The organism is Reyranella sp. (assembly GCF_965249915.1).
In the GTDB taxonomy this organism is placed as follows: Bacteria; Pseudomonadota; Alphaproteobacteria; order Reyranellales; family Reyranellaceae; genus Reyranella.
This window is the reverse complement of the sequence record NZ_OZ252257.1, coordinates 248,451-265,679: the sequence shown is the minus strand read 5'-3', so window position 1 is coordinate 265,679 and position 17,229 is coordinate 248,451. Positions and strand designations below refer to the sequence as shown.

19 protein-coding genes and 1 tRNA gene are annotated in these 17,229 nt (G+C 65.3%); 4 read left to right on the top strand and 16 right to left on the bottom strand.

The window, feature by feature from the left end:
- The first annotated feature begins 92 nt into the window (after window positions 1–92).
- Entirely contained in the window at window positions 93–821 is a 729-nt protein-coding gene (locus tag ACP15H_RS01290; protein WP_425064418.1) for a glutathione S-transferase N-terminal domain-containing protein, read from the top strand.
- 3 nt (window positions 822–824) lie between these two features.
- Here ACP15H_RS01290 and ACP15H_RS01285 read toward each other — a convergent pair whose 3' ends face one another.
- Entirely contained in the window at window positions 825–2,246 is a 1,422-nt protein-coding gene (locus ACP15H_RS01285) for an MFS transporter (RefSeq protein WP_425064417.1), read from the bottom strand.
- A 119-nt stretch (window positions 2,247–2,365) separates the two neighbouring features.
- Between ACP15H_RS01285 and ACP15H_RS01280 the strand changes: the two genes are divergently transcribed.
- Window positions 2,366–3,628 carry an MFS transporter gene (locus ACP15H_RS01280; RefSeq protein ID WP_425064416.1) on the top strand — a complete coding sequence of 421 codons (1,263 nt, stop codon included), beginning with the start codon at window positions 2,366–2,368 and terminating at the stop codon, window positions 3,626–3,628.
- Window positions 3,629–3,639: 11 nt separating this feature from the next.
- Here the strand turns inward: ACP15H_RS01280 and bla are convergent, their stop codons facing one another.
- Window positions 3,640–4,497 (bottom strand): class A beta-lactamase, encoded by an 858-nt coding sequence (bla, locus tag ACP15H_RS01275; protein ID WP_425064415.1) that lies wholly within the window; start codon window positions 4,495–4,497, stop codon window positions 3,640–3,642.
- A 152-nt stretch (window positions 4,498–4,649) separates the two neighbouring features.
- Here bla and ACP15H_RS01270 point away from each other — a divergent pair, with 152 nt between their 5' ends.
- Together ACP15H_RS01270 and ACP15H_RS01265 are read left to right on the top strand one after the other, a co-directional pair.
- The gene (locus ACP15H_RS01270) at window positions 4,650–5,135 is read left to right on the top strand and encodes a hypothetical protein (RefSeq protein ID WP_425064414.1); all 486 of its coding nucleotides are present in this window, start codon (window positions 4,650–4,652) and stop codon (window positions 5,133–5,135) included.
- An 18-nt stretch (window positions 5,136–5,153) separates the two neighbouring features.
- On the top strand, window positions 5,154–6,128 hold the full coding sequence (locus ACP15H_RS01265; RefSeq protein ID WP_425064413.1) for an SDR family oxidoreductase: 975 nt from the start codon (window positions 5,154–5,156) through the stop codon (window positions 6,126–6,128).
- A gap of 28 nt (window positions 6,129–6,156) precedes the next feature.
- On the opposite strand, the gene ACP15H_RS01260 is transcribed toward ACP15H_RS01265, so the two are convergent.
- The 14 genes from ACP15H_RS01260 to ACP15H_RS01195 form a co-directional block, all read right to left on the bottom strand.
- On the bottom strand, window positions 6,157–7,443 hold the full coding sequence (locus tag ACP15H_RS01260; protein WP_425064412.1) for a hypothetical protein: 1,287 nt from the start codon (window positions 7,441–7,443) through the stop codon (window positions 6,157–6,159).
- Window positions 7,444–7,813: 370 nt separating this feature from the next.
- Window positions 7,814–8,014 carry a cold-shock protein gene (locus ACP15H_RS01255; RefSeq protein ID WP_296332022.1) on the bottom strand — a complete coding sequence of 67 codons (201 nt, stop codon included), beginning with the start codon at window positions 8,012–8,014 and terminating at the stop codon, window positions 7,814–7,816.
- Between the two features lie 187 nt (window positions 8,015–8,201).
- On the bottom strand, window positions 8,202–8,465 hold the full coding sequence (locus ACP15H_RS01250) for a hypothetical protein (protein ID WP_425064411.1): 264 nt from the start codon (window positions 8,463–8,465) through the stop codon (window positions 8,202–8,204).
- Between the two features lie 164 nt (window positions 8,466–8,629).
- Entirely contained in the window at window positions 8,630–9,325 is a 696-nt protein-coding gene (locus tag ACP15H_RS01245; protein ID WP_425069848.1) for an ABC transporter ATP-binding protein, read from the bottom strand.
- 13 nt (window positions 9,326–9,338) lie between these two features.
- Window positions 9,339–10,091 (bottom strand): ABC transporter ATP-binding protein, encoded by a 753-nt coding sequence (locus ACP15H_RS01240; RefSeq protein WP_425064410.1) that lies wholly within the window; start codon window positions 10,089–10,091, stop codon window positions 9,339–9,341.
- On the bottom strand, window positions 10,088–11,365 hold the full coding sequence (locus tag ACP15H_RS01235; RefSeq protein WP_425064409.1) for a branched-chain amino acid ABC transporter permease: 1,278 nt from the start codon (window positions 11,363–11,365) through the stop codon (window positions 10,088–10,090). The genes ACP15H_RS01240 and ACP15H_RS01235 overlap by 4 nt, the downstream gene beginning before the upstream one ends.
- On the bottom strand, window positions 11,362–12,309 hold the full coding sequence (locus tag ACP15H_RS01230) for a branched-chain amino acid ABC transporter permease (protein WP_425064408.1): 948 nt from the start codon (window positions 12,307–12,309) through the stop codon (window positions 11,362–11,364). The genes ACP15H_RS01235 and ACP15H_RS01230 overlap by 4 nt, the downstream gene beginning before the upstream one ends.
- 66 nt (window positions 12,310–12,375) lie before the next feature.
- Complete coding sequence (locus ACP15H_RS01225) at window positions 12,376–13,614, bottom strand: branched-chain amino acid ABC transporter substrate-binding protein (RefSeq protein WP_425064407.1); 1,239 nt, start codon at window positions 13,612–13,614, stop codon at window positions 12,376–12,378.
- Window positions 13,615–13,719: 105 nt separating this feature from the next.
- On the bottom strand, window positions 13,720–14,394 hold the full coding sequence (locus tag ACP15H_RS01220) for a TetR/AcrR family transcriptional regulator (RefSeq protein ID WP_425064406.1): 675 nt from the start codon (window positions 14,392–14,394) through the stop codon (window positions 13,720–13,722).
- Between the two features lie 129 nt (window positions 14,395–14,523).
- Window positions 14,524–14,940: a hypothetical protein gene (locus ACP15H_RS01215; RefSeq protein WP_425064405.1), complete on the bottom strand. Its 417-nt coding sequence runs from the start codon at window positions 14,938–14,940 to the stop codon at window positions 14,524–14,526.
- Between the two features lie 201 nt (window positions 14,941–15,141).
- Window positions 15,142–15,217: transfer RNA gene (locus ACP15H_RS01210), tRNA-Phe, on the bottom strand.
- 35 nt (window positions 15,218–15,252) lie between these two features.
- The gene (locus tag ACP15H_RS01205) at window positions 15,253–15,474 is read right to left on the bottom strand and encodes a DNA gyrase inhibitor YacG (RefSeq protein WP_425064404.1); all 222 of its coding nucleotides are present in this window, start codon (window positions 15,472–15,474) and stop codon (window positions 15,253–15,255) included.
- Window positions 15,467–16,651 (bottom strand): ribonuclease E/G, encoded by a 1,185-nt coding sequence (locus tag ACP15H_RS01200; protein ID WP_425064403.1) that lies wholly within the window; start codon window positions 16,649–16,651, stop codon window positions 15,467–15,469. Before ACP15H_RS01200 ends, ACP15H_RS01205 begins: the two co-directional genes overlap by 8 nt.
- A complete protein-coding gene (locus tag ACP15H_RS01195) occupies window positions 16,648–17,229 on the bottom strand; it encodes a Maf family protein (protein ID WP_425064402.1) in 582 nt (193 codons plus the stop codon). Before ACP15H_RS01195 ends, ACP15H_RS01200 begins: the two co-directional genes overlap by 4 nt.

The window sequence follows — 17,229 nt, the reverse complement described above, 5'->3', positions numbered from 1 at the left end:
CTCGTTTGCAACGACCATACACCATTGACGGAGCACGACGACGGGCGGAGGCTCCCGTCCCCCGGCTCACTTCCCACCTTCGGAGGAAACACATGATCGATCTGCACTACTGGCCGACACCCAACGGCAAGAAGGTCACCATCCTGCTCGAGGAATGCGGCCTGCCTTACAAAGTCGTGCCGGTGAACATCGGACAGGGCGACCAATTCAGCGATGCGTTCCTGGAAATGAATCCCAATCACCGTATGCCGGTGATGGTCGACAACGCTCCCGCGGATGGCGGCAAGCCGCTGGTCGTTTTCGAGTCCGGCGCGATCATGATGTACATCGCCGAAAAGGCCGGGAAATTCTATCCGCAGGACCTTCGCACCAAGCACGAAGTGAACGAATGGCTGATCTGGCAGATGGCCAACCAGGGCCCGAAGAGCGGCGAGTGCGGCCACTTCCGCCGCGTCGACCAGGCCAAGGAAGGCGACCAGACCTACGCCATCAGGCGATTCACCGATGAGGTGAACCGGCTGTACGGCGTGCTGAACAACCGCCTCTACAAGCACAAGTACCTCGCGGGCGACCAGTACACGATCGCCGACATGATCTGCTACCCGTGGACGGTGAACTGGAAGTTCCAGGGCCAGGACATCGAGGAATTCCCCTACTTCAAGCGCTGGTTCGAGGAACTGGGTGCGCGTCCCGCCGTCCAGAAGGGCATGGCGGTCGGTGCCGACTTCTCGGTCGATCGCGAGAAGCTTCCACCGGAGGAGCAGGAGCGTATCCGCAAGATGCTCTATAACCAGCGCGCCCGGCCGGTTCGCGTCGCATAGCGACTAGAGACTCTGCTCGCTGGAGAGAGGCGGTGCCACCTCCTCCAGCGACTTGCGCTCTGCCGCAACGCCGAGCTTCAGGGTCACCAAAGCCGCCGCGATCATCAGGGCCGCGCCCAGCAGGTAACCCCACATGATTTCCCCCGAACTGCCGCCGGCGATCAGCACGCCGAACAGCCACGGCCCGCCCACGCCACCAAACAGCGTGCCGAAGGCGTAGAACAGCGCAATGGTGAGCGCCCGGATCTCGAGGGGAAAGCACTCGCCCACGGTGAGGTAGGCGGCACTCGCCGCTGCCGATGCGAAGAAGAAGACGACGCTCCACATCGCCGTCTGCGTCGTGGCGTCGAGATGGCCCGCGTGGAACATCCAGCCCGTCACCGCCAGCAGCACACCCGAGATCGCGTAGGTGGCGGTGATCATCTGGCGCCGTCCCAGACTGTCGAACAACGGCCCGAGCAGCAGCGGTCCCAGGAAATTGCCGATCGCGAAAGGCAGGATGTAGAGGCCGACCTTGTCGGCGGGCACGTTGTAAAACCGGGTGAGGATCAGCGCGTAGGTGAAGAAGATCGCGTTGTAGACGAAGGCCTGCGACGCCATCAGCACCAGGCCGAGGGTCGTGCGGCCGCGATAGTGCTTCAGCAGCGTGCGCGCGACCGACAGCATCGTGGTCTTGTGGGGATCGCCGAGCGTCAGCCACTGCGTCACCGGCTCCAGCTTCCGCCCTGTGTCGGCCTCCACCCGCGCTTCGATCCCCTCGACGACGCTTTCGGCTTCGCGCGGCTTGCCGTGGATCATCAGCCAGCGCGGGCTCTCGGGCAGAAAGCGTCTCAGATACAAGATGACGAGACCCAGCACCGCGCCGCTGCCGAACGCGACCCGCCAGCCCATGTCGGGGTCGAGAACGGTGGGGTCCAGCAGCCAGACGGACAACAGCGCACCGCCGGCCGCGCCGATCCAGAAGCTGCCGTTGATGGCGAGGTCGATGCGCCCCCTCAGCCGCGCGGGAATCAATTCCTGGATCGCGGAGTTGATCGCCGAGTACTCGCCGCCGATGCCGGCGCCCGTCAGGAAGCGGAAAAACAGGAAGCTGTAGAAGTCCCACGAAAAGGCGGTGGCCGCCGTCGCGACGAGATAGACGCCCAGAGTGACGTTGAAGAGCTTCTTGCGCCCGAGCTTGTCCGTCAGATGTCCGAAGAACAGGGCCCCCAGCACGGCGCCCGCGAGATAGGCACTGCCCGTCAGGCCAACCTGTTCGGCCGTGAGTTGCAGGCGCGGGCTGGTTTGCAGGGCCGCCGCCACCGAGCCCGCCAAGGTGACCTCGAGACCGTCCAGAATCCAGGTGATGCCCAGGGCAACGACCACCAACCGGTGAAACCGGCTCCACGGCAGGCGGTCGAGACGGGCGGGAACATCGGTGCGCACAGGCGGTGCAACGCATCGGCGCGGCGAAAGTTCAAACCGGTTGGCGACCACCAGCGCCGCAAGGCTGGTGTGACGGAGCGGTGATGGCGACGAGAGAGCCCACCGCCTAGAATTCGGGCATGACCGACAATACGATGGCAGCCGGCCCGGTGCCCGTTTCTGCCCCCGCGGCTCCGGCTCTTTCGGCTTCCGCCAACAACACGACCTTCGCCGTCATCCTTTCCTTGAGCTTCTGCCACCTGCTCAACGACATGATGCAGTCGCTGGTCCCGGCGCTGTATCCGATCCTCAAGGATTCATACGCACTGTCATTCGGTCAGATCGGTTTCATCACCCTGGCCTTCCAGTGCACGGCATCGATGCTGCAGCCGGTCGTCGGCATGTACACCGACAAGAAGCCCCAGCCCTATTCCCTCATGGTCGGCATGGGTTTCACCCTGGTCGGGCTCCTGCTGATGTCACAGGCGAATTCCTACCCGTTGATCCTGTTCGCCGCCGCGCTGATCGGCATGGGCTCCTCGGTGTTCCATCCCGAGGCATCGCGGGTCGCCCGCATGGCGGCGGGCGGCCGCTATGGCCTCGCCCAGTCGCTGTTCCAGGTCGGCGGCAACATGGGATCCGCCGCGGGACCGCTGCTGGCCGCGTTCATCGTCGTGCCGGCGGGTCAGCAGAGCATCGTATGGTTCTCGGCGGCCGCCTTGGTCGCCATGATCGTGCTGTTCCAGATCGGCCATTGGTACAAGGCCAACCGAACCAGCCAGAGGCCGGCGGCACGCAAGACAGCGGCTGCCACCGGGCACGTGACCCTGTCGAAGGGCCGCGTCGGCGTCGCCGTGGCGATCCTGGTGGCGCTGCTCTTCTCCAAGAATGTCTACAGCGCCAGCCTCGGCTCCTACTTCACCTTCTACCTGATCCAGAAGTTCGGCGTGGAAGTGCAGACCGCGCAGCTCTTCCTGTTCGCCTTCCTGGTCGGCATCGTCGTCGGCACGATCCTGGGCGGCATCGTGGGCGACAGGGTCGGTCGCATCCCGGTCATGTGGTTCTCGATCCTGGGCGCCCTGCCCTTCGCGCTGATGCTGCCCTACGCCAACCTGTTCTGGACCGGCATCCTGGCGGTCACGGTGGCGATCATCATGGCCTCGGCCTTCTCGGCGATCCTCGTCTATGCGCAGGAACTCCTGCCCGGCCGTGTCGGACTGGTGGCCGGCATGTTCTTCGGCTTCTCCTTCGGCCTGGGCGGTCTCGGCGCCGCAGCACTGGGCGAGATCGCCGACCATGCGGGCATCGAGGCCGTCTACAAGGTGACGCCGTTCCTGCTGCTGCTCGGACTGCTCACGGCCTTCCTGCCCAAGCATCCGAGCGCGCCCAAGCTCCCGGCCTGATCGGGCCCTGATCAGGCGAGCCCGGCCGACACGATCCGGCCGGCTTCGGCGATCACCGCACTGCGGGCTTCGTCGGAGATCGTGGAGCCCGTGTAGTAGGCCGTGATGAAAACCGGCGTGCGGCCGGGGGGCCAGGCCACCGCAATGTCGTTGGCACTGCCGTTGCCGCCGGTGCCCGTCTTGTCGCCAACGCGCCACCCCGCCGGTACTCCTGCCCTCAGCCGCTTGTCGCCCGTCTTGTTCGCGACCAGCCAGCCGATCAGGCGTTCGCGCGAAGCGGCTGACAGGACGTCGCCGCCAACCAGCTTCTGCATCGTACCCAGCATGGCCAGCGGTGATGTCGTATCTCGCGGATCGCCCGGCGTACCCTCGTTCAGCTCGGTCTCGATACGGTCGAGCCGGGTCACCGTATCGCCCAGTGCACGTACGAAGGCCGTCAATCGCGCAGGGCCGCCGAAGCTTGCGAGCATCAGGTTACCCGCCGTGTTATCGCTCAGGGTCACGGCCGCAGCGCAGATGGCATCGACCGTCATGCCGCCCGGTCCGGCATGTTCCTTCGTCGCGGGCGAGTACGGCACGAGGTCGCTTTCGGCAAAGACGATCCGGCGGTCGAGCTTCTCCTCGCCGCGGTCGACACGGGCCAGCATGAGCGCGGCGGCGAGGAACTTGAAGGTGCTGCACATCGGGAAGCGCTCGTCGCCACGATAGGCGAGATGGCGGCCTCTCGCGGTGTCGAGCACGGCCACGCCGAGGCGGCCGCCATTGCGCCGCTCGAGTTCGCGAAGTGCCGACACGGCATCGTCGGCGAAGGCCGGCAGGGACAGAAGCGGCGCGATCAGAAGCGTACGGCGGGCAATCGAAGCGGGCACGGGTTCCTCCTTGTTGAAGCCGCCGCGTGGGTATGGTGCGATTATGGCAGCAAGCGGCCTGTCGCCGGTGCGCGGCTGCGCTAAAGTGGTGACCGGATTCGCCAGATGGTTGCGCATCTCCTCCGCGCCGCCGCCAAGCCCAGGAGACATGTATGGTTCTCGGAATGTCGATCGCGACCTTCACCCTCGTTCACGTTGTCATCAGTCTGGTGGCCATCGCGGCAGGCGCCGTCGCGTGCGCTCGGATGCTGGAGGGACGCCGGCTGGACGTCTGGAACTCGGTGTTCCTGCTCTTCACGGTGCTGACGACGGTGACCGGGTTTCTGTTTCCCATCACGGTGTTCACGCCCGCGATCGGCGTTGGAATCGTGTCGTCGGTCGCGCTGGCGATTGCCTTGCTGGCACTCTATGTCGGCCGCCTCGCCGGCGCGTGGCGCTGGGTCTACGTCGCGAGCGCCCTGTTTGCCTTCTATCTCAACGTGTTTGTCCTGGTCGTGCAGTCCTTCCAGAAGATCGGCTTCCTGAACAAATTTGCCCCGACCGGCGCCGAGCCGCCCTTCGCGGTGGTGCAGGGCGCCGTGCTGCTGGGCTTCATCCTGTTGGGCTTCCTGGTCCTGAAGCGCTTTCGTCCGGCTTAGAAAAACAGAGGAAACGTCATGAAGGATTTTGCGGGCAGGATCGCCGTCATCACCGGCGGCGGCACCGGCATGGGTCGCGAGCTGGCGCGGCAGCTTGCCGCCGAAGGCTGCAACCTTGCGCTCGGCGACGTGTCGGGCGGCGCCATGGCGGAGACCAAGCGGCTCTGCGAGGCCGCCGGCCTCAGCCAGGGCCAGCGCATCACCACCCATATCGCCGACGTCTCGGACGAGCCGCAGGTGCAGCGCTTCCGTGACGAGGTGGCCGAACAGCAGGAGAGCGACCGCGTCCATCTCCTGTTCAACAATGCCGGCATCGGCGGCGGCGGCAGCTTCCTCGTCAACGAGCGCGACGAGTGGGAGCGCACGTTCAATATCTGCTGGGGCGGCGTCTATCTCTGCACGCGCGCGTTCATGCCCCTGCTGAGGCGCGCCGACGCAGGCCATATCGTCAATACGTCGAGCGTGAACGGGTTCTGGGCGTTCATCGCGCCCAACATCCCCCAGACCGCCTATGCCGCGGCCAAGTTCGCGGTAAAGGGCTTCACCGAGGCGTTGATCACCGACCTGCGCCTCAACGCCCCGCACATCAAATGCTCGGTCGTGATGCCCGGGCATATCGGCACGTCGATAGTCGCCAACTCGCGCAAGCTGCAGAGCGGCAACCAGACCGACGAGATCACGCCGCACGAGGTGGGTCTGGCGCGGGCGCGCATCACCTCGATGGGTATCGATGCGGCGAAGCTTTCCGACGACGACGTCCGCAGGATGATCGCCGAGCGGGCGCGCCGCTTCCTCGAGGAAGCGCCGACCACGGCGGCCGAGGCGGCGACGATCATCCTCGACGGCGTGCGCAACGAGCGCTGGCGCATCCTCGTCGGACGCGATGCCGAACGGATCGACAGCCTCGTGCGAGAGACGCCGGAACGGGCCTACGATACGGACTTCTTCGAAGCCTTCGCGAAAGAGACGGGCTGGGTGGTCGGCGGGCGCTGATGCCTCCGACCTTGCGTGCCGGAATCTGTTAGCGGGCCGCGTCGCTGCGCCTGGACATGCGACCGGAGCCGAGCGGCGCCGCCTGGGTTTCCTCCATGTCGTCCGTGACGCGGGGGATGATATCGGACGACGGGCGGCGGTTGGCCACGGCCTGCCGGTCGTACAGGAACAGGCGCCGGGCATTGGGAGGCGGCTTGCGGGACGCCTCGATGAGGCCGCGTGTTCCCTGGAGGACGACCTCGTAGCTGTCCGGGTCGGTGGGAGACAGGCTGACATAGCAGGCCGCGCGAAGGCGCCCCGCCTCGTTGACGGCGACCTCGAAAGTCGGTCCGACGATCTCGGGCAATGCAACACCGGCCGCGCGGAGATCGGCGTAGAGCTTCTCGACCTCGTCCTTCGCCCGCATCACCGACCAGGAAGCGAGTTGATCCGCGAGCTTGCCCCTCGCCCCCGCCGCATTCATGCCGTCCTGCACGCGCTCCAGAAGGTATTGCCGAACCTGCGGCGGCGCGATCTGGGCAACGACGACTGCAGACAGCGGCACCGACGAGGCGAGCGAGTTGTTGCAGACATTGGCAGCCTGATGCGACAGCGGCACCGACGGCCGGGCGAGACCGATGGGGCAGAGGTTGAGCGACAGGAACTCGCCGATCGTTTCGACGTACTGGAATTCTTCGACCGGCCTCGCCATCAGGTTGGCCGCGAAAGCCGGGGGCAGCCCCATGTCGGCCGCATACTTGATCAGCATCGCCGCGCCGCCCCGCCCGTCGGCGAACCCCTGCAGACGGCTCGCCACCGGATCATCGGAAGTCCGTCGCCGCAACTGGGAACGATCGAGGAAGAAATTATGGAAGGCGACCTTGCCGCCGACTTCGACATTGCAGTCGAACGGGTAGGCCGCAGCGGTACGAACGGTGTTACCGCCCAGGAGCGCGAGGGCGCAGGCCGAGAGGCAGAGGTCCTGCTTGCGCACGACCGCGACGACCTTGAATCCCCTCAGCAACTCGCCGATCCGTACGCCCTCGAACAGATCGCCCCCCAGGCTGCTCAGCTCGATCGTGGCGAGCGGCATTCCCGGCTTCGGCGGTGCCGAAGCCTGCACCCTGCTCAGCAGATCCCTCAACTTTTCCGAGTCTCCGGTTTCGATCATGCCCGTGAGGCGCAGCCTCGGGCTCTCAGCCGCGCCGGGTCGCGGAAACAAGGTGGTAGGCGAAGTGGTGAGCGCCGAGAGGGAAACGATCGTCGCCGCGCGAAGCTCTCCCCTGCCGGGAATTGGGGTCAGCGACATGACCACCATGAGCATGAGGACCGCCAAGATACGCATGCTCGTCCTGCCCGCTGCGGCCCTCACCCCGCGCCGGACAGACCAGACCTTCCGTGTGCCGTCACGGGCGCGCGACCCGTTTAGGCGGCGGAGCTCATGGATTTTATGGCAGTAGATCGAGTCAAACAGTGACAGTGGCCCGTCGCCACCCGGTTCGTTACTCGTACTCCTGCCAAACGCTCTCACGGCTCCACCGAGTCCAACGAGAAAAGGCTCCAATCCCCGCAATGACGGGGACTGGAGCCTTTTCCGATAGCATCGCGCCCTTCAAGCGACGAGCGCGCAATCGTTTCTTTGGTATCTCAGGCGGCGGTGATGCCCCTCACGAGAAGGCGGAGGACACCGACGCGGAGCGTCAAGCTCAGGCCTTGAGATTGACCGCGGCTTCCTTGCCGCGCTCGACCTGGACCTCGTAGCTGATCTTCTGACCCTCATTCAGGCCGTTGAGCCCGGCACGCTCGACCGCGCTGATGTGGACGAAGACATCCTTGCCGCCCGTATCGGGCTGGATGAATCCGAATCCTTTGGTGGCGTTGAACCACTTAACGGTACCTGAAGCCATTTGGTTAGTGTCCTTAATATCCGGCGCGAATCTGTGCCGTCGTTACGATAGCAACATTTCACCCCGTCTGACCATCGCCTGTCCACGCCAACAGCAAGACAATCGGAAGTTGCCTTGAAAGCGCCTTTTTGTGTTCCCGGACTGGCCTCATATGACGCAGCGTTCATGTTGCGCTGCAATCAAGCGTTCAGCGCGGCGGTGGCGTAAACCCCTTGCTGCGAATCTTCTTCTCGAGAATCGCGATGCCCCCTGCCGTATCGCCCTTGTTGCACTTGGCGGTTCCGTCGAGGATATCGAAGTCGGGTCGCGTCGCGCCGTTACCGCCAGCATCGCCCAGATAGCGCGTCGCATAATCACCGAGTTTCTTGCAATAGGCGGCGTCATCACTTTGCGCCGCGGCGCTGCAAGCAACGAATGAAGACAAGAGAAACAACGAAATCAGTCGCGTCATAAATCCGAAGCTCACTAGGATGGGCCAGCCGGAAGGCAAGGTTCAGCTCGGCTTCGCGATACGCGTCGCGGCCTCGACCGACAATAGAAGGCCTACGCGCGTCTCCGCCACGCGAAAGCCGTTCACGAGAATGCGATCATCCCGATTTCCGCGGCCTGGTGCCGCTAGACCTCCAGCCACTCCTTGCGGATCGCCGTATTGGCCTGAAGTTCGGCCGGAGAGCCGCTGAACACGATCCGGCCGTGCCCCATCACATAGAGGCGATGGGAGATCCTGAGCGCGATGGTGAGCTTCTGCTCGACCAGGAGGATCGCCGTGCCGCGCCGGGCGATCTCGTCGAGAAGGTGGCCGACCTGTTCGACCAGCTTGGGCGCCAACCCTTCGGTCGGCTCGTCGATGATCACGAGATCGGGATCGCCCATCAGCGTGCGGCACATGGTAAGCATCTGCTGCTCGCCGCCCGAGAGCACGCCGGCCGGATTGTCCTGTCGGTTGCCGAGATTGGGAAACAACGAGAAGACGTCGTCGAACGTCCAGCGTCCGAAGACACCGGCGCGCTTCAGGCCGAGTTCCAGGTTCTGCTTCACGGTGAGGCCGGGAAACACCTGCCGGTCTTCCGGAACATAACCGACACCCGCGTGGGCGATCTGGTCGGGTCGTAAGCCGGCGATCGGCCGCCCTTTGAAGCTGATCTGTCCGACCGGCGGCACCAGCCCCATGATTGCCTTGCAAGCCGTCGAGCGGCCAACGCCGTTGCGCCCCAGCAGGCTCACGATCTCGCCCTCGTCCACCGAGAGATCCACGCCCTGCAGGATGTGGCTCTTGCCATACAGGGCATGGAGGTCGCGCACCTCGAGCATCATGACGGCGCCCTCATGCCGCGAGCGTCCCGAGATAGGCTTCCTGCACGGCGGCATTGCCGCGAATGGCGGCCGGCCTGTCCGACGCGATGACCTCGCCATAGACCAGCACGGTGATGCGGTCGGCCAGACCGAACACCACGCTCATGTCGTGCTCGACCATGAGCAAGGTCTTGCCCTCCGACACGCCGCGAATCAGTTCCATGGCAGCGTCCGTCTCGCTGTGGCTCATACCCGCGGTCGGCTCGTCGAGCAGGATGATGTCGGCGCCGCCCGCGATGGTGATGCCGATCTCGAGCGCCCTCTGCTCGGCATAGGAGAGCAGCCCGGCCTGCACGTTGCGCCGGTCGCCCAGTTTCAGCCGGTCGAGCAGCCGGTCGGCCTCGCCATTCAGGACCTTCTGGCCGCCCAGCAGGTGCCAGAACGAGTAGCGATAGCCCTGCGACCACAAGAGGCCGCAGCGAATGTTCTCGAACACCGTCATGCGCGGGAAGATCGAGGTGATCTGGAAGCTCCGCGAGAGGCCCAATCGGTTGATCTCCTGTGGCGGCAGGCCGGCGGTCGACCTGCCGTTCACGGTGATGGTTCCCGAAGTGATCGGAAACCGCCCGGAGATCAGGTTGAAAAGCGTCGTCTTGCCGGCACCGTTCGGGCCGATGATGGCGTGGCGTTCGCCCCTGGCGATGCTGAGATCGACGCCCCGGATGATTTCGGTGGCGCCGAAACTCTTGCGCACGTCGCGAAGCTCGATGGCCGGGCCGGTCATGGTGCACCCGCCTGCCGCTTGGCCTCTTCCATCAAGCCGTCCCAGCGCAGTCGGAACGCGCGCGCCTCCCGGCGCAGCCAGAAGGCGCCCAGTCCCAGCGCCACGAGCGCAATCACCCAGGGTAGCGGCGACGTCGTGTCGATCGTCCGGCCGGCGATCGCGAAACGCTTTCCCTGCGCGGCGCCGATGGTGGTGAAGGACGCGAGCTCGACGAGCAGCACGAATCCCAGAAAGAGGATCAACGCCGGCGGCAAGGCGCGCAGATAGGGCAGCATCAGCTCGCGCAGGCGACCCATGCGCCAGATCGGCGCATGCAGGCCGATCAGCCCGACAAGTCCGACCGGGGCGTACATCACCATGACGATGAAGAGCACGCCGACATAGAGCAGCCAGGCATTGCTGAGCAGGCTCACCCCGCTTTGCAGCAGCACCACCACGATGGTGCCGAGGATCGGGCCGAAGAAGGCGCCGGCGCCACCGATATAGACGGCCAGCAGGGCATTGGCCGACTTGACCGCGGATACGGTGTCGAAGGTGACGATCTCGTAGATCAGCACGTAGAGGCCGCCGCCGATGCCGGCGAAGAAGCCCGCCAGAGTGAACTGCATCCACCGCACCCGCCGCGGGTCGTAGCCCACGAACTGCGCGCGCTCGAAGTTGTCGCGCGTGGCGTTTGCCATCCGGCCGAGCGGCGTCTGCATCTGCAACCTCATCAGGGCGGCGGCAACGAACGCCCAGGCGAGGACGAGGCAATAGACCTGCCAGGGCGAGGTGTAACGCACGCCGAACAGGCTGGTGTCCATGACGCGATCGATGGTGATGCCGCTCTCGCCGCCGAAGAAGCCCATGAACATAAGGGCGGCCGCGGAGACGAGCTCGCCCAGCCCGAGGGTGATCATGGCAAAGGCGGTCGCGCGCTGCTTGGTGACGAGCCAGCCGAGCACGAAGCCGAAGAAGAGACCCCCGAGCCCGCCCGCCAGAGGCACCAGCTCGGTCGGCAGCCAGATCGTGCCCGCCTTGACCAGATTGACGGTGTGGGCCGCGCAATAGGCGCCGAGGCCGAACAGCACGGCATGGCCGAACGAAAGAAGCCCCGCCTGCCCCAGCAGCATGTTGTAGGACAGCGCGAAGATGGCCATCACGCCGATCTCGCTCATCAGGGTCAGCACGAATCCGGAATGGCGGCCCCGGCTCCAGTCGTAGAACAGGAAGGGGAAGGCCAGCAGGACGACGAGGGCCAGCACCCACGGCCAGTGGCGACGGAACAGGGTCATGTGTCGCGCGTCCCCATCAGGCCGCGGGGGCGGAACACCAGGATCAGCACCATCATCAGGAAGGGCAGCAACGCGCCGATACGGGGCAGCGTCACGTTGAGCACTTCGGCGAACGGCGTGCTGGCGGTGACGGCGATGCCGAACTTCGCCAACAGATCGGCCAGCGACACGTCGAAGACCACGGCAAAGGTCTGGATGAGCCCCATGAGGATCGACGCGATGAAGCAGCCGGTCAGGGAGCCCAGGCCGCCGAACACCACGACGACGAAGACGATCGGCCCCATGGTGAAGGCCATGGCGGGCTCGGTGACCTGGTAGTTGCCGCCGATGACGCCGGCCAGTCCCGCCAGCGCCGTGCCGGCGGCGAAGACGAGGGTGAAGATGCGCGGCACGTTGTGGCCCAGCGCAGACGCCATTTCCGGATGGGTCAGCGCCGCCTGGATGACCAGCCCCACACGCGTGCGCGTAAGGCCGATCCAGATCGCGCCGAACATCAGGGCCGAGATCAGCAACATGAAGGCGCGGTACGCCGGGAACTGCGTGCCGTAGACGCGGAACAGCGGAAAATCGAGCAGCTCGGGAATCCGATAGGGCACCGGCAGCAGGCCCCAGGTCATCTGCACGACCTTCTCGATGATGAGTGCGAGGCCGAAGGTCAGCAGCAGCTCGGCGACATGGCCGTTGCGATGGACGCGGCGCAGCCCCCACATCTCAATGGCTGCGCCGATCAGCCCGCACAGAAGAGGCGCGATGACGAGGGCGGGCCAGAAGCCGACATAGAGGCTGATCGTATAGGCGAAATAGGCGCCCAGCATGTAGACGCTGGCATGGGCGAAGTTGAGCACGCCCATCATGCTGAAGATGAGCGTCAGCCCGCTCGCCAGCATGAACAGCAGCATGCCGTAGACGAGGCCGTTGAGGAGTGAGACGACGAATACTTCCATCGAACCTGTCCGCTTCAAGGACGCTGCCCGCTTCCCGACCGGAAAGCGGGCATCCGGGTTCAGAGCCTAGGGGCGCTTCATCTTGCAGCTGTTGGGCTGGTCGATGTCCTTGGCGAGGATGGTCGCCTCGGTCGCCCAGCCGAGGCCGGTGCCCTCGGCGTCGTACTTCACGCCCTTCTTGAAGGTGCCGACGAAGTATTCGCCGATGAGCTGGTGGTCGGCCTTGCGCATCGTGGTCTCGAAGCCGAGGAAGTCGCGGATCGACATGCCTTCCAGCGCATAGGCGATCTTGGTCGCGTCGAGCGATCCCGCCTTGTTCACGGCGGCCTGGAGATACTCGAAGATCGTGCGGAAGCCGGCCGAGGTGAAATCGAACTTGTGCTTGTCGCGGAAGCCCTTGGTGAAGGCCTCGGCCTCCTTGTTGCCGGTCTCGACCGACACGTTCTCGCTGAACGGCATCACCGACAGGACGCGGTTCTCGCCGCCGGCGCCGATCGCCGTCGGACCGCCCGCCAGATGCGCGTAGAAAGTGTAGTAGCGCAGGTCCGCGCCGGCATCGATGCCGGCCTTGATCAGCAGGTTCATGTCGGGGCCCCAGTTGCCCGTCATCAGCGCCTGTGCACCCGAAGCCTTGATCTTCGTGATGTAGGGCGAGAAGTCCTTGATCTTGCCGAGCGGGATCAGCTCGTCGCCAACGATCTGCACGTCGGGCCGGAGCTTGGCGAGATAGGTCTTGAGCTCACGCTGCACGGACTGGCCGAACAGATAGTCCTGGTTGATGAGATAGACCTTGGTCGTTTCCTTCGGCAGGGCACGCACCATGACCTCGGCCTTCATCGCGGCGTGGAGGTCGAAGCGAAAGTGCCAGAAGCTGCACTGCTCGTTGGTCAGCTCGGGCGCCACCGCACCACAGTTCAGGTAGATGATGCGGTTGTCCGGATTGCGATCGTTGTGCTTGTTCACGCCGTCGATCAGGGCGGCGGCAATGTTGGAGCCGCTGCACTGCATGATGAACGGCATGTTCTGGTCGGTCGCGCTCTTCAGCGCGATCAACGCATCAGACGGTTGCGACTTGTTGTCGAACGGCACCAGCTCGAACTTCTTGCCGAGCGCGCCGCCCTTCGCGTTGATGAAGTCGATGATGTACTGCATCTGCTTCAGGTTGGCGTCGCCCACCTGGGCGAACGGACCCGAGAGCGGATCGGTATAGGCGACCTTGATCGTCTGCTGCGCCGAGGCCGCGCTGCCGACGGCAATCGCCAGCACCAGGCCAAGAAGAATGGAAATCCCGTTGCGTACACGCATGGTCTCGTTCCTTCCCTAGTGGTTGTTTTTTGTTTTATTTATTCATTCACTCACTAGTGAATTAGCTCGCGCGACGCAAGTACGACCTGCTTCCTCCTCTGCCGGCTACCCCTTCCGGCCTGAACAGACCGACATGAAACCGGCGGCCATGAAGGTCGCCATGCGCTCCTTCACGGCGGCGTAGTCGTCCGACCGGCAGAGTCCATCGGAAAGCTTGTCGATGCGGCCGGTCTTGGCGAGCGTCAGCATCAGCGCGCCGGTCACGAAGTGGTAGCCCCAGAAGATGTCCTTCTCCGCGCACTCCGGCAGAGCCTTCTTGAGCAGGCCGATCAGGCGCAGCACCACCGGATCGAAATGCTCGTCCATCATCCGGGCGCCCCATTCGGGCGTGCTCGCCACCTGGGCGCTGAGCGCTCCATAGTTGCGCCAGCCTTCGCCGCCTTCGGTGTAGAGATCGAGGTCGGTATCGAGGAAAGCCCGCAGCGCGCCTTCCACCGTCGGATGGTCTCCGGCCTTCTCCGCATAGTCATCGAGCGCCTTCATGCGACGCTCGCTCGTCACCACCGCGCGGCGGGCGAACACGTCCTCGAAGAGCTTCTTCTTGTCCTCGAAGTAGTAGTTGATCAGCGTGTGGTGCACGCCGACGCTGTTGGCGACGTCCTTGAGCGTGACGCCGTAGAAACCGTGCTTCGCGAACAGGTACTCCGCGGTGTCGAGGATCTGCTCGATCGTCTCGGCACGCCGCTCCGCCTTCGCCGAACGCTTGCGCGGTTGCTTCACTGCCGTGGACAAATTGGGGCCTTTCGATCGGTTCCTGACGCTCGTAAGCGCCGGCATCAGTATCCGATTTCAGACCGGCCTGGCGATCCCCCTGCCGTCTACCGGTCCCGCAGCGGTCGAGCCGATGGGTCACACACGACTGTGACTCTGCCCATTCTGGGCGGGACGCCCTGGCAACTCGATCAGGTTATCGCTCAGCCACTTGCGCGCCTCGTGGAGGCTCCCGAAGAGCGAGATCGGGCGGTCGCCCCGGGTGGCGTCGGCAAACATGTCCGCGAATCCCTTGCGCGCAGGATCCACAACGAACGCGAGAGGGCCCCGCAAAGGGCCCTCCGGCTGGCAGCGCAGAAGGCCGGTGATGCGATCCACCTGTTCCAGGGTGACCTCGGACGTCGAGCCCGTGACGTCGACGATCTTGGCGTACCCCCGGATCTTCGGCGCCTTGAGCTTCCCGATGCAGTCGAGGATCTCCTCAACGGAGACCTGCCCGCGAGCCACGATCAAGATGCTCCGTTCGAGGGGAAAGACATCCATGTAAATCGGCATCGCTTCCCCCATCGCGACCAGCTGAGGCCGCCCGCACGGCTTCCGCGCTTAACCTTGAGAAAAGCGCATGCCGCGTCCCGCGTCCAGCGGCAGGAGCCCCTCGAAGGCGTTCGCCGAGCTTGCCGGCATGGCCCGGCCCGCCCGAACAAGGGCGCCGTGGGTGCGCGGTTCAATTGATCGATGGGAAGGTGAAGAAACGAATGGTGCCCAGGGGCGGAGTCGAACCACCGACACTGCGATTTTCAGTCGCATGCTCTACCAACTGAGCTACCTGGGCACATCGTTCGTTGGCGGCCGGGCTTATAGGACGGGCTAGCCCCGCTGTCCAGACGCGCCGCCCCTGTCGTCGAGGTCTTCCTCGCCGGGGGCCTCGTCGGTCGGCACGCGATAGCCTTCCTTGAGCCAGCGGCCGAGATCGATGTCGGCGCAGCGCTTGCGGCAGAACGGCTTGTATTTCGGGTCCGCGGGCTTTCCGCAGGTCGGGCATTTCGGTTCGATGCGCACGGCGCGCAGCGGCGGGGATCGGTCAGTCATCGCTCTTTTCCAGCGCTTCGAGCTGGGCCGCCAGGGTCGGGCCGCGCCGGGCGCGGGTCAACTCGAACAGGCCGAGCCGGGTGAAACCGTAGATCTGGGTCGGCACCGGGTCGCTGGCCAGATGTTCGGCCAGAACCGCCTGGACCTTGTCGCGGTCGTAGGCGCTTCGCATGGTGACGAAGTCGACGACCACCGCCCCCGCGATGTTGCGCAGCCTGAGCTGCTGGGCGATCGCCGGTGCCGCCTCGAGATTGACGTCGACCGGACGGCGCGGCGCGCGGCCCTGGCGGCCGCCCGCACTCGCACTGTCGACGTCCACGGCGCACAGCGTCTCGCCGGGTTCGAACAGCACCTCGACCCCGCTCTGCAGCGCGATGCGCGGCGCGAGCGCGGTGTCGATCTGCCCCGCGACATCGTCGATGTCGAAGGCCGGCATCGTCCCGTTGTGCCAGCGGACGCGGATCTTCTCGCCCAGCCGGTCCATCTTGTCCTGCAGCGTGCGTGCCATCGCCCGGTCGTCGATGATGACCTCCTCGAGGCCCGCGCCATGATCCCGCAAGGCCCGCGCGATCGGGTCGCGCTCGCCCGGAATGCGCGACGACAGGTCGGCCGGCGGCTCGACGTCGAGCGCCAGGCGCCTCACCTTCTCCCAGCGCTCGAGCACGCGGGTGGCATCGGCCTGCAGCAGGTCAGCCGTCGCGCCCAAGGCAGCGGTGCGCAACACGATTCCACCTTCGAGCAGGCCCTCGACATGGCCACGCAGGCGGTCGCGCTCCAACTCTCCTTCAATGCGGCGAGAGAAGGTCACGCCGGTGCCGTGGGGATGGTGGACGAGATAGCGGCCGCTGATGGCGATGTTCATCGAAAGCCGCGGACCCTTGTCGCCTTCGCCGTCACTACGGATCTGCACGAGTACCGGCGCGCCGGGCGGCGGCCAGCCATCGACGCCCGAAAGATCGGCGGCACGCAGGAAGCCCGAGCGATCCAGGCCGAGATCGACGAAGGCGGCATCGAGATCGGGCATCACCCGTTCCAGTCTGCCCAGGAAAATGCTGTCGACCCTCGAGGGCTTGTCGCGACGAACGACCTGCAGCTCGACGAGACGGCCGTCCGCCACCAGCGCCATCAGGAACGCCTTGGGCAGCACGTGGCAAACGAGGCGATCGACCCGACTCACGGCGCGGAGGCGTTCAGAAGTGAAACAGTTTCGAACAGCGGCAATCCGACGACATTGCTGTAGGAGCCGGACAGGAACGCGACGAAGGCGGCGGCCCGGCCCTGGATGGCGTAGCCGCCGGCCTTGCCCTGCCATTCGCCGCTGGCGAGATAGTCAGCGATCTCGCCTGGCTCAAGGCGTTTGAAGCGCACGATCGTCTCGACGAGGCGTGTGCGCACCTTGCCGTCGGCACCGGCGACGGCGACGCCGCCCAGCACGCGATGACGGCGACCCGACATCTTCGAGAGGCAAAGCCGTGCTTCGGCTTCGGATTCCGCCTTCGGCAGGATGCGCCGCCCGCAGACCACGACACTGTCGGCCGCCAGCACGAGAGCACCGGCATGCCGCGCCTTCACGACGGCAAGCTTCGCCCGCGCCATGCGCAGCGCATAGGCACGCGGCAACTCGCCCGTCAGGGGCGTCTCGTCGATATCGGCGGGGTCGATCGCCGCGGGCTCGAGGCCGACCTGTCGCAACAGGTCGAGCCGTCGCGGTGACGCGGAGGCCAGTACGAGCGGGGGGATCGGCGAGGCGCGCAA